10 protein-coding genes are annotated in these 11,788 nt (G+C 52.4%); 3 read left to right on the top strand and 7 right to left on the bottom strand.

All coding sequences use genetic code 11. The features are described 5' to 3' along the window. Nucleotides 1-27: 27 nt before the first annotated feature. The gene (gene serB / locus ABYP33_RS05270; RefSeq protein WP_373089111.1) at nucleotides 28-1,239 is read right to left on the bottom strand and encodes a phosphoserine phosphatase SerB; all 1,212 of its coding nucleotides are present in this window, start codon (nucleotides 1,237-1,239) and stop codon (nucleotides 28-30) included. 119 nt (nucleotides 1,240-1,358) lie between these two features. Between serB and ABYP33_RS05265 the strand changes: the two genes are divergently transcribed. Beyond that, entirely contained in the window at nucleotides 1,359-2,579 is a 1,221-nt protein-coding gene (locus ABYP33_RS05265) for a hypothetical protein (protein ID WP_373089109.1), read from the top strand. Here the strand turns inward: ABYP33_RS05265 and parC are convergent. Next, on the bottom strand, nucleotides 2,576-4,834 hold the full coding sequence (parC, locus tag ABYP33_RS05260; RefSeq protein ID WP_373089107.1) for a DNA topoisomerase IV subunit A: 2,259 nt from the start codon (nucleotides 4,832-4,834) through the stop codon (nucleotides 2,576-2,578). The two genes, ABYP33_RS05265 and parC, sit on opposite strands and share 4 nt — an antisense overlap. Before the next feature lie 214 nt (nucleotides 4,835-5,048). On the opposite strand from parC, the gene ABYP33_RS05255 reads away from it, so the two are divergent. After that, nucleotides 5,049-5,312, top strand: coding sequence for a hypothetical protein (locus ABYP33_RS05255; RefSeq protein ID WP_373089105.1), 264 nt, complete (start codon nucleotides 5,049-5,051; stop codon nucleotides 5,310-5,312). Between the two features lie 5 nt (nucleotides 5,313-5,317). Here the strand turns inward: ABYP33_RS05255 and ABYP33_RS05250 are convergent, their stop codons facing one another. Next, nucleotides 5,318-5,500 carry a hypothetical protein gene (locus ABYP33_RS05250; protein WP_373089103.1) on the bottom strand — a complete coding sequence of 61 codons (183 nt, stop codon included), beginning with the start codon at nucleotides 5,498-5,500 and terminating at the stop codon, nucleotides 5,318-5,320. Nucleotides 5,501-5,611: 111 nt separating this feature from the next. Between ABYP33_RS05250 and ABYP33_RS05245 the strand changes: the two genes are divergently transcribed. Then, nucleotides 5,612-6,094: a peptidylprolyl isomerase gene (locus tag ABYP33_RS05245; RefSeq protein ID WP_008250531.1), complete on the top strand. Its 483-nt coding sequence runs from the start codon at nucleotides 5,612-5,614 to the stop codon at nucleotides 6,092-6,094. A gap of 14 nt (nucleotides 6,095-6,108) precedes the next feature. Here ABYP33_RS05245 and ABYP33_RS05240 read toward each other — a convergent pair whose 3' ends face one another. The 4 genes from ABYP33_RS05240 to pnp form a co-directional block, all read right to left on the bottom strand. Beyond that, on the bottom strand, nucleotides 6,109-7,008 hold the full coding sequence (locus ABYP33_RS05240; protein WP_373089101.1) for an alpha/beta hydrolase: 900 nt from the start codon (nucleotides 7,006-7,008) through the stop codon (nucleotides 6,109-6,111). Next, the gene (locus ABYP33_RS05235; protein WP_373089099.1) at nucleotides 6,990-8,834 is read right to left on the bottom strand and encodes a DUF4105 domain-containing protein; all 1,845 of its coding nucleotides are present in this window, start codon (nucleotides 8,832-8,834) and stop codon (nucleotides 6,990-6,992) included. The genes ABYP33_RS05240 and ABYP33_RS05235 overlap by 19 nt, the downstream gene beginning before the upstream one ends. A 61-nt stretch (nucleotides 8,835-8,895) precedes the next feature. Continuing rightward, nucleotides 8,896-9,378 carry a DUF3015 domain-containing protein gene (locus ABYP33_RS05230; protein ID WP_373089097.1) on the bottom strand — a complete coding sequence of 161 codons (483 nt, stop codon included), beginning with the start codon at nucleotides 9,376-9,378 and terminating at the stop codon, nucleotides 8,896-8,898. Nucleotides 9,379-9,555: 177 nt separating this feature from the next. After that, on the bottom strand, nucleotides 9,556-11,682 hold the full coding sequence (gene pnp, locus ABYP33_RS05225; protein WP_373089095.1) for a polyribonucleotide nucleotidyltransferase: 2,127 nt from the start codon (nucleotides 11,680-11,682) through the stop codon (nucleotides 9,556-9,558). Nucleotides 11,683-11,788 lie beyond the last annotated feature (106 nt).

The raw sequence follows: 11,788 nt of genomic DNA, 5'->3' as shown, positions 1-11,788 counted from the left end.
CAGGAGGCACTCCTGCCGCGACACTCATTAGTTGGTATGGCGGTCGCTGATGCCAAGCAAATACAAAATACCATCCAGCCCCAGGGTCGAAATCGATTGTTTGGCATTTTCTCTAACGATGGGCTTAGCCCGAAAGGCAATTCCCAATCCGGCTATACTCAGCATCGGCAAATCGTTAGCCCCATCACCCACCGCGATAACCTGTTCTAAATTTAAACCTTCACGCTGGGCGATTTCGCGCAATAACTCCGCCTTGCGCTGGCCGTCAACAACAACACCCTCAACCTCACCGGTCACCCTGCCATCCCGAATCACTAACTCATTGGCATACACATAATCGATACCGAGCTTCTGCTGGAGATACTGGCCAAAGTAGCTAAAACCGCCAGACAATATCGCGGTCTTATAGCCTAGCTGTTTTAGGGTAGAGACGAGTTTTTCGGCGCCCTCAGTAATTTTCAAGCTGGCGGCAATGCCCTCAAGCACGCACTCATCCAAACCTTTGAGCAGTGCGACCCGGGCTTTAAAACTCTCGGTGAAATCAATTTCGCCACGCATTGCCCGCTCGGTGATCTCGGCAACCTGCTCACCCACACCCGCCGCCTTTGCTAACTCGTCAATGACCTCGGCTTCAATCAGGGTTGAATCCATATCAAAGGCCACTAAGCGCCGCGTTCGCCGGAACATATTGTCTTCTTGGTAGGCAATATCAATATCCAACTCACTCGCTAGGTGCAGCAGCTCCCGACGGAAATCGGAGGCATCCACTAAATTGCCCCGCACCGACAACTCAACACAGGCTTTAGACTGCTGCGCTACCCCTTCTAATGGCACCCGACCAGACAAACGGTCAATGCGATCAATATTAAGCTCATAACGCGACACAATATCGGTGACACTGGCAATGTGACGCCCAGTGATTTTGCGCGCCAACAGCGTCACTATGTGGCGCTGCTTGCCCTGCCCTGTCACCCATTGATTATAGCTTTCGGGGCTAACGGGTAAGAATCGCACCTGCATTTGCATTTCATGAGTGCGAAACAGAATATCTTTTAGGATACTCGCGGCTTCAGCACTGGCGGGCACCTCTACCAATAAACCCAGCGCTAAATTATCGTGTATTACCGCTTGACCAATATCGAGGATATTCACCCCGTGGTCAGCTAGAATACCGGTAATGCTACTGGTCACCCCCGGACGATCATCTCCGGCAATATTGATCAATATGATTTCGTTCACACCACCCCCTACGGTAATCGGCGTATTGTAGCGGTTGACGGGATTCCACCCAAGTGCTGCGAGCCTTGATATACTCGCATTACCAATAAAACTTCTAATTCCGGATGGAATGATAGTCAATGCTAAAGCAGCTCCTAAAGCTCCCCTTATCCGCCAAGTGCGGATTGATTACCGCGCTCATTTGCGCACTCGCTGGCCTAACCTTATTACTTACCAGTATGACCGCCAGCAAGCAAATACTGCTGGAAACCACCCGCATGATTGGCCAGCAGTGGACCAATCAACTCGCCTCGCAAAGCCAGCAAGCACTGCTGCGCAACGACAAAGTCAGCTTACAGGCCATATTGCAGGATTATATTAATAGCCCGCTGATCGTTTACGGCAGCATTTCGAATGCCCGTGAAGAAGCTGTCGCGGAAGCAGGCCACTGGCGCGCAGAAAACCTTAATTACGAAGCGCAGGTCGCCGCCGATGGCCGCCTAGGTTTAGTTAAACTCTCGCTGAGCCGAGAATTAATTGGCGATGAAATTCGCGACCTAGGAAAAACCCTACTGATTTTAACCGGACTACTTGCCTGCTTTAGCTACGCCATTGTTGCCGTCCCGCTGCGACGTATTGAAGAAATCCTAGAGCTGGCGAGGGCCAGACTAGCGCAACCGCTGCGCACTGATGATTGCTTGTATCGCGGCAGCGACAGCCTCGGCAAGCTCCTCGAAGAGATCCACAAACCGCAAATACGCCTGAGCAAACTCGGTAAAAATCGCTTTAAAGATTATTATGTCCTGCACTGCCACTGGCAGGCCTACGATGCCTTGCACGCGCAGATGGCCCCCGACAGTTTTCGCGAACACCTGCGCACCAGCTACGCCCGAGGCGAGGCCATTGCAAGACTCTACCACGCCGATTTAGTGGTGCACCGCCACAATGCCATCAGCCTGCGCTTTTTTGAAGTGCCCGACACCGATCACCCGCTATTCCGCGCGCTATGCTGCGCCGAGCTATTTCAAAAACTCGATAAAATTTTACGCAGCCGCGCCGGTATCGCCCATATCCTTGGCGAGGGCGATCATTGGGAATGTGCATCACTGGAGTGCGCCGCCATCGATCAACTGCACCGCGCCACAGCCGAGGGCAAAGGCACCTGGCTAGATAAACGCAGCCGGCAACACGAACGTATAGAGGCGTGGGGCGATTTCCGTGGCAATCAGGTAATAGGCATGAAATCGCCTTATAACGACTTGCTTGAGCGTCAGCAGACCCAACTAAAAAAGCTGAGCCTTGAATCCTTCAAGCAAGACAATTTACGCCAACACGAAGACCATACCATCAGCCCTCATTAATTAGGGCTGATGGTCTCCAAGGCATCTACTTTTTGGAAGCCGCGGGGCAATTTGTGCCCCCGACGGCCGCGCTCCCCCACATAGTGTTCGAGTTCAGCAAACTTAAGGGATAAATGGCGCTTGCCAGAAATTACCTTCAACACGTCCCGCTCACCAAAGATCGTCACTGCCGTTACATACTCTTCGCGGCTCGCTAGGCGCGCCGACGGAATTCCAATCATCTTATTGCCCTTGCCACGCGGCATAACAGGTAATTCTGCGGCAGGAAAAATTAACATCCGACCTTCCGTCGTCACCGCCACCACATAGCTATTGGTCAATTCGGCAATGGCAATCGGTGGCAGCACTTTTGCGCCATTGGGTAAGGTCAACGCCGCTTTGCCCGCCTTATTTTTGCTCTGCAACTCGGTTAATTTGGCAATAAAGCCGTAGCCCGCATCCGACGCGAGCAAGTAATAGCCCTCGTCACCCCCCATCATCATGCCGGTAAAGCTCACTCCGGAAGGCGGATTAATTCGGCCAGTCAACGGCTCGCCTTGGCCCCGCGCCGACGGCAAGGTATGCGCGGCTACAGTGTAACTGCGCCCGGTGCTGTCGAGAATAATCACCGGCTGATTACTGCGGCCCCGCGCAACCAAGTTATAGCGGTCGCCAGACTTATAACTCAAACTCACTGGGTCAATATCATGGCCTTTACCGGCCCGAATCCACCCCATTTCTGACAGAACCACGGTAACGGGTTCGGCGGAGACAATATCTTCCTCCAAGAAGGCCTTAGCCTCTGCACGCACCACCAACGGCGAACGACGCTCGTCGCCAAACTCCTCGGCGACCGCCAGCAACTCTTTGCGAACCAAGGTCTTCATACGCCGAGAAGAGCCTAAGGTTTGCTCTAGCGAATCGCGTTCCTTCGCTAACTCTTCTTGTTCGCCGCGAATTTTCATCTCTTCAAGCTTAGCCAACTGCCGTAATTTTAATTCTAAAACCGCTTCAGCCTGAGTATCCGTCAAATCAAAGCGCGCCATCAATACGGGCTTGGGCTGCTCCTCTTCGCGAATAATGGCGATAACCTCGTCAATATTCAAAAAGGCAATTAATAAGGCGTCGAGAATATGTAAGCGCTTAAGCACTTTATCCAAGCGGAATTCAAGGCGACGGCGTGTAGTGTTGGTTCGAATTTCCAGCCATTCGCTAAGAATTTTATCCAGGCTTTTCACCTGAGGTCGACCGTCAAGGCCAATCATATTCATATTGACCCGGTAACTGCGCTCCAGATCGGTAGTGGCAAATAAATGATTCATTACTGCTTGCGCATCAACCCTATTGGAACGGGGTATAACCACTAATCTCGTGGGATTCTCGTGGTCAGACTCATCGCGCAAATCCACCACCATCGGCAGTTTCTTGGCCTGCATCTGCGCGGCAATTTGCTCTAGCACTTTGGCACCTGAAGCCTGATGCGGCAGCGAGGTAATAACGATATCGTCACCCTCTTCCTGCCACAGCGCGCGCATGCGCAACGAGCCACGGCCGGTTTCATACATTTTACGCAAGTCTTCCGGGGGTGTGATAATTTCAGCATCAGTCGGAAAATCCGGGCCTTTAACATGCTCACACAGTTCGGCTACCGAGGCATTGGGCGCATCTAACAAATGTATACAGGCGCTGACTACTTCCCGCAAATTATGGGGAGGAATATCAGTGGCCATGCCCACCGCAATACCGGTGGTGCCATTGAGCAGTATATTCGGCACCCGCGCAGGCATGGTCGACGGCTCATCCATCGCGCCGTCAAAATTTGGCACCCAATCAACCGTGCCCTGACCCAGCTCGCTCAATAACACTTCAGCGTATTTGGTGAGCTTAGACTCGGTATAACGCATTGCCGCGAATGACTTTGGATCGTCGGGGGAACCCCAGTTACCCTGACCGTCAATAAGCGGGTAACGGTAGGAGAAGTCCTGGGACATCAACACCATCGCCTCGTAGACCGCGCTGTCACCGTGGGGGTGGAATTTACCAATGACGTCACCGACGGTGCGCGCCGACTTTTTATACTTAGCGTTGGCTTTGAGCCCCAGCTCGCTCATGGCGTAGACAATCCGCCGCTGCACTGGCTTTAAGCCATCGGCAATATTTGGCAGGGCGCGATCGAGAATAACGTACATCGAGTAGTCCAAGTAGGCTTTCTCGGTGTAGGTCTTTAATGGCATTTGTTCGACGCCGTCAGCGCCAATCACGATAGTTTCCGACATACAGTGTTATTTAATCCTTAAACAATGATTCTAGAGTCTAATCACAGCAAACAGACGTAAACCTATTCTTGTGTTCAGCCCCTAATTTAATGCAACGCCTCAATACGGCAGCAATGCGGGCTAGTGAACATTCACTGCCGTACGGGTAATTACGAAGGGTTAAATCCGCCCAGCCCCCTATACTTGATTACAAGTTGAACAATGGAGAACTGAGATGGCCGCCCCAAAAGTTATTAGACTAGCAGAATATCGTCAAAATACGCAGCAGATGCATATCGACGACATTAGCGCCCAGGCATTTCTGTTCCTACAAGAGCAAGCCCAGGAGCACAACTTACCAATGCGCGTTTTACTCCGCGAGCATTTACTTGGCCTCGCCTGCGTTGTCAAAGCCGTTGAAGGCCTAGATGAAGCGCAAAACTGGCTCGCCTTAATCAGTGACGAAATCAATCACGGTGGCTCAATCGAAATCCAGTAAGTAGCTCAATGTGCGGTGATTTTTTGTTCACCGCAGCGCTCACACCGGTATACAGTCACTAGCTTACCCCGCTTTACGTCAAATTGTTTCGCCTTATCTACCCGCCATTTATGATGCCCCTCACGACACAAACTGCTCACTGCCTTGCGCCCCGATGGGCGACGTTTAAACGGGATGACCTCGCCCATAGCGTTTCTCCATTATATTCAACCCGGCAAAGCTACCACTGGGCGAATTTCACGATTACTATACGCGGCTTAAGATTGTGGTGCGATATCCAATCGCGACGAGGAGACAAGATGGAAATCAGCAAAAATAAAGTGGTGTCGTTTCACTACGAACTTCGCGATAGTCAGGGCACGGTATTAGAAAACAATTTTAACGATACCCCGTCGCTGTATATGCACGGCGCCGACAATATCATCAGCGGCTTAGAAGCGGCCATGGCGGGTCACAAAGTGGGCGAGGAGTTTGAGGTAACCCTCGCACCTGAAGACGCCTACGGCCACGTAGAGCCCAACAAACAAGAGCGTATTCCTGCTAAATACCTCAAGCACGAAGGCAAAATGAAGCCCGGCCAAGCGATTAGCTTCAATACCGACAAGGGCATGCGCCAAGCGACCGTGGTTAAAGTTGGCAAATTTGCGGTCGATATTGATCTCAATCACCCACTTGCGGGCCAGACCTTAAGCTTTAAAGTGCTAATCAAGGACATTCGCGACGCCACTGACGAAGAAATTCGTCACCGTCACGCCCACGGCGAAGGCGGACATCAGCACTAAAGGCCAAATTCACCTTAGCGCCACTGGGCCACCGCCTTGCGAATAAAATCCATGACGGTGGCCCGGTTTTGCATGCCCGCGTGCGGATGGTTAAAGGTTTCAATATGACCACCATCATAACTGAGCAGCTGGCGCGGCGGTGCCGCCGCAGCGTATAGGGCCACCGCATTTGCATATGGCACAACGGGATCGCTGCGGCCATGAATCAACAATAGCGGCAGCGGCGCAATCTCAGCAACTTCGGCAATCAAATCCTGGCCCTTGGGCATCGCCCACGCGACCGCATATTGAAAAGGCCACGTCACGTAATTAGCGGCTGCCATGGTCTTGGCAATAGCGCTATAACCAGTAAATCCCGCGTCTAAAATCACCCCTGCTAAATTAGCAATATCGCTGCGATGACGCGCCACAACGACGCCCGCCAAACTCGCGCCCAGGCTTTGGCCTAAGACCAGAATCGGCGTTTCTTGCAGTGTAGGCTGATCTTGTAACCATACCAAACTCGCGAAAATATCCTCGTGCGCCGACGCGACACTTGGTCGGCCTAGTGAGCCACCATAACCGCGGTAATCAATGAGCAGAACATTGACTCCCTTCGCCGGCAACCAATATACACTGGCCAAATGAGTACTGATATTTTCAGCATTGCCGTGGGCAAATAGCACGGTTGCCGTGGCTTCGCCGACTGCTGGCAGCCACCACCCATGCAGCGTAGCGCTGTCATCAACCGTGATCTGCACATCGCTATAGCTCAAGCCAACATCCGCTGGAGTCCGCAACAATTGCTGCTGCGGGAAAAACAGCAGGCCTTCACAAGCACTAAGCTGAAAACATAACAGCAGCAAAACACCAGTTCTGCGCCAGCATAAGGCCACAGCCACCATCCGACTATAGCTCAAAAATAATAGCGCCATTGCAACTCTATTCCCGTCGACTCGCCCCAGGGTTGATGACGGTAGACCACCGAACCGCGCAGGGCATACGCGCTCGACAAGGCCCAATTACTGCTGACGCTAACGCTGCGACGCTCGCCGTCGCCGCCAAAATCACTGTAGCGAAAGCTCAGCTCCGTCGCCAGCACAGCGCCCTGCCACAACTGGCCCAACACGACGTGTGGCGCGAGACGTAAATGCTGCTTCGCATCACCGTTATACTCCAAGCGCAGCCCCGGCAGCACATACGCCACACCACCCAATACGCCAGTACTATAGCCCGCGCCGCCGCTAATACGGCTAACCAAACGCTGTTCAGGCGCGTCGTTTAAACGCTCTAGCCCGGCGTCGACTTGCCAACTCAGCGGCGCAAAAAAACCATTGCGCGGCGCCAAGGAACGGATCGCCACAGGGTCAAAGCGCTGCAATTGAATATTATCATCGCCCGCGTCACGGCCTTCCTGCCAGCGCACCTCTACACGCCCCATGCTCAAGCTAGCACCAGCGGGATATCCGGCAGCGGAATCCAGAGCATCGTGATAACTAATCCGCCACTCGGCGGTACTGTATTGACGGTCATCACCGGAACCCACATTCAATGCAAATAAGGATGTCGGATGCCCCTGATCCGGCTTGGCCGGTGATGGCGTTTGTGGCCACTCTGCCCGGCCGTGACCTTGTACTTCACGCAGCAGCGCCAGACTACGCGCAGCCACCGTGCTGCTGCGTTGCGCTCGATTATCGCTGTAACGCAAATAGCGGTAAGCGGTCATCGCCATGGCCTGACGCTCGCGGCCGGAATAGCGAACAAACTCTGCGCTTACAAGGGCATCATCACTCCTCGCCAAAGCCTTTATCAACTCTCGCTGTTCACCATTAAAGTCCGCCAGCAATAATTCAAGCTCAACCCGCTTCGACGCGCGGTACTCCGGCTCCTCCGCTAAACCAGCACCGATCACTTCCCGCACGGTATCGATGGGCATTGCCGCGCGAGTAAAGCGGGAGGTCAAATCCACGTCCGGCAGCGCCACTTCCAATAGCTCTAGCAGTCGGAAGGAACAGTTTTCGTCAAAGTAATAATAATCAAAATTAATCTCCCGCAATTCCCAAGTATGTGCCAGCAGAGTATCGATTTGTTCGGCGCTCAAGCGCAGAGGGTAGGCCCACATATCGCGGTTTTCTAGACGGCTATACTCCTGAATTTTTTCATAATAAGGCTGCATACTGAATAGCCCAGGATATCCCCCCACAATGCCCCGATACGCATATAACAAACCGTTTTCGCCAGTGGGAATATTCGCTGCAAAATTCAGCGCGTAAGATAAAAAAGCGCTCTCGCTGCGCTCACCCGCCGGGTCGAGCCGTAAAAAGGTATGCCCATACATTGACGAGGGACTGTTTAAATAACTCGCAGCCAACACCAAAACCACTCGATTTATATCAGTTTGCGTTCGCCACTGTTGGTACTCGTCACAGCCCGCCAACAACGTTGGTGGCAATACACCCCGCTGCTGCAGCCATTGGTAACGAGCGGGAAAACGGCAGGCCGTTGACTCAGGGTCCTGTGCAAAAGCAGCTAATGTTGCAACAAGTTCGGCAGTCCGATTACTTGGACCGTCTTTAGCAAGAAAAAACCGAGGGTCATCAATATAGCTGTGTTTATTTTCGCCGCGGGGAATATGCAGCAAAGCTCGCCATGAATTACTCTGTGCCAGCGCGCTTACGTCTACGCTCTGGCGATTAGCATCTAAGGCGAAGGCGGGAACGCAGAATACAAACCCCATCATTGCAGCGAGTAAACGCGTCATAAAATTCCTTGTATAAAAAAACGGCCCCGAGGGACCGTTATCGCACTGATAAAAAGAAAATTTAGGCAGCGTATTTCGCTAAGCGCTGATCACTTTTCATAATTTGAAACATGGATGCTACCACCGCATCGGCATTGACATCACCCTGTGGGAACAGGCTGTCAAAGTGCTGGTGCATTGCCGCCTTAAATACCGGGCGATCTTCTGCACTAATACCCAGTGACACAGCAACAGCCGTTAATGCTTCACCATCGCCACGGGCAACGTCTTCAGAGAACTCATCCAAGATGGCGCCGACATTAATCATTTTCTTGCCGCTGTAAGTCAAGGTGCCGTCTGCCGAACAACCGTTGGTACCCAAGGTCATGCCAAAGGTGTTATTGCCAGACGTACCATTGGTAATTGACGCAACCAAATGCGAAGGCAGGCCAGATTGACCGGCAAACAACATATTGCCCCAGCCACAATTCGGCCCACCCGGTGCAACCGCGAACGACGCGCTAGAAAATACCATCACTGCCGAGGCCAATAGTAATTTTTTCATTCAAAATCCCCTTAGTTGTTTTATACATTTTTAACCGCACTCGAAGATTACCACAGCGGACCAAACTGTCTACGGCAAATTCAGTGCGCCAAATAGTAAGTAACGTAAATATCGAGACAAAAAAAAAAAAAAAAAAAACCCCGCAGAGCGGGGTTAGGTCAAGCAAGAAAGCAACGCTTATTCGGCGGCAGGCTCACCTTGCTCTTCAGTTGCCGCTTCCGCCGCAACTTCTTTAATCGACAGTTTGATGCGGCCACGAGCGTCAACGTCGAGGACTTTAACCTGGACGTCTTGGCCTTCGGTCAAGTAGTCACTCACGTTCTCGACACGCTCATCAGAAATCTGTGAGATGTGTACCAGACCGTCTTTACCCGGCAAAATCGTAACAAAGGCACCAAAATCAACGATGCGCGCCACTTTACCGGTGTAAACTGCACCGACTTCAGCTTCAGCAGTGATCGCCAGAATACGGTTAACCGCATCGTCACGTGAAGCAGCGTCAGAACCGTAAACCCGAACAGTGCCGTCGTCTTCGATATCAATCTGCGCACCGGTCTCTTCGCACATTGCGCGAATAGTGGCGCCGCCTTTACCGATGATGTCACGGATCTTATCAGAGTCGACTTTCATTACGTACATGCTCGGCGCGTTGTCCGACACATCGCTGCGCGAGCTAGCCAAGATTTGGTTCATCTGACCAAGAATCAACAAACGAGCCTGCTGAGCCTGCTCCAGAGCGACTTCCATGATCTTCTGGGTAATACCCTCAATCTTGATGTCCATCTGCAGTGCCGTTACGCCGTCGGCGGTACCAGCAACCTTAAAGTCCATATCACCAAGGTGATCTTCGTCGCCGAGGATGTCAGTCAGAACAGCGAAACGCTCGCCTTCTTTAACCAGCCCCATCGCGATACCGGCAACAGGCGCTTTCAGCGGAACACCGGCATCCATCAAGGACAAGCTGCCAACACAGACCGACGCCATGGAGCTTGAACCGTTAGATTCAGTAATCTCTGATACCACGCGAATGGTGTACGGAAACTCTTCAACACTCGGCAATACCGCTTCTAAGCTGCGACGCGCCAAACGGCCGTGACCGATTTCACGACGACCAGTGCTGCCCATACGACCGCACTCGCCTACTGAGTAGGGGGGGAAGTTATAGTGCAATAGGAAGTGGTCTTTAAACTCGCCCTGCAACGCGTCAACAAACTGGCCGTCGCGAGACGTGCCCAATGTTGCCACGCCAATCGCCTGAGTCTCACCACGAGTAAACAATGCAGAACCGTGAGCTTTGCCCAACACGCCAACTTCAACGTTAATAGGACGCACCGTGCGACCGTCACGGCCATCAATACGCGGCTCGCCATTAAGAATACGCTGACGAACAATTTGCTTTTCCAGCTTGGCAAAAACGCCTCTCACGTCGTCAGCACTGTACAGCGCTTCGTCACCCGTGGCTAAGGCGGCAATCGCCTCATTGCGCAACTCGCCAACTTTGGCGTAACGTAACATCTTGTCAGTAATGCGGTAGGCATCGCCCAAACCAGCTTTAAAGCCTTCGGCAACGGCGCCCAACAAAGCGGTATTTTCCGCTTCTGGCTGCCAATCCCAAGACGGCTTTCCTGCATCAGCAGCAAGCTCTTTAATAGCTTGGATAACGGCCTGCATTTCTTGGTGGGCGTACAGAACGCCGCCCAACATTTGGTCTTCGGTCAGCTGCTTCGCTTCTGATTCAACCATTAAGACAGCGTCTTGAGTACCAGCTACAACCATGTCCAGCATGCTGGTTTTAAGCTGTTCAAACGTCGGGTTAAGGATATAACCGTCTTCGGCAGTGAAACCGACACGGGCTGCACCAACTGGGCCAGCGAATGGCGCGCCAGAAATAGCCAACGCTGCAGAAGTACCGATCAGCGCTGCGATATCTGGATCGTTTACTTTGTCTGCAGACATTACCGTACAGATAACCTGAACTTCGTTCTGGAAACCCTTGGGAAACAGTGGACGAATCGGACGGTCGATCAAACGTGACGTCAGCGTCTCTTTTTCAGAGGGACGCGCTTCGCGCTTAAAGAAACCACCGGGGATTTTACCCACGGCGTAGGTGCGCTCTTGGTAGTGCACAGACAACGGAAAGAAATCCTGACCCGGCTTGGCAGATTTTGCTGCAACCACAGTACACAGAACTTGGGTTTGATCGATAGTAACCAGTACCGCACCGCTAGCCTGTCTGGCTATACGACCGGTTTCCAGAGTGACAGTTTGGCCGCCCCACTGGAATGTTTTAGTAACGGGATTCACGGAGTAATTCCTCCCAAAATAAGGATGATAAAAGTAATAAGGGGGCCTCTAAGGCCCCCTCACTTATTCTTCTTAGCGACGCAGACCTAAACGCTTGATCAGCTTG

Source organism: Zhongshania sp. (genome assembly GCF_041584495.1).
Taxonomy (GTDB): Bacteria; Pseudomonadota; Gammaproteobacteria; order Pseudomonadales; family Spongiibacteraceae; genus Spongiibacter.
This window is presented reverse-complemented; position numbering and strand designations above follow the sequence as displayed.

Bases quoted from the DNA above. Each gene is read 5' to 3' on its own strand.
- ABYP33_RS05265 (WP_373089109.1), top strand. From the start codon at position 1,359: ATGCTAAAGCAGCTCCTAAAGCTCCCCTTATCCGCCAAGTGCGGATTG.
- parC (WP_373089107.1), bottom strand. From the start codon at position 4,834: ATGTCGGAAACTATCGTGATTGGCGCTGACGGCGTCGAACAAATGCCA.
- ABYP33_RS05255 (WP_373089105.1), top strand. From the start codon at position 5,049: ATGGCCGCCCCAAAAGTTATTAGACTAGCAGAATATCGTCAAAATACG.
- ABYP33_RS05250 (WP_373089103.1), bottom strand. From the start codon at position 5,500: ATGGGCGAGGTCATCCCGTTTAAACGTCGCCCATCGGGGCGCAAGGCA.
- ABYP33_RS05245 (WP_008250531.1), top strand. From the start codon at position 5,612: ATGGAAATCAGCAAAAATAAAGTGGTGTCGTTTCACTACGAACTTCGC.
- ABYP33_RS05240 (WP_373089101.1), bottom strand. From the start codon at position 7,008: ATGGCGCTATTATTTTTGAGCTATAGTCGGATGGTGGCTGTGGCCTTA.
- ABYP33_RS05235 (WP_373089099.1), bottom strand. From the start codon at position 8,834: ATGACGCGTTTACTCGCTGCAATGATGGGGTTTGTATTCTGCGTTCCC.
- ABYP33_RS05230 (WP_373089097.1), bottom strand. From the start codon at position 9,378: ATGAAAAAATTACTATTGGCCTCGGCAGTGATGGTATTTTCTAGCGCG.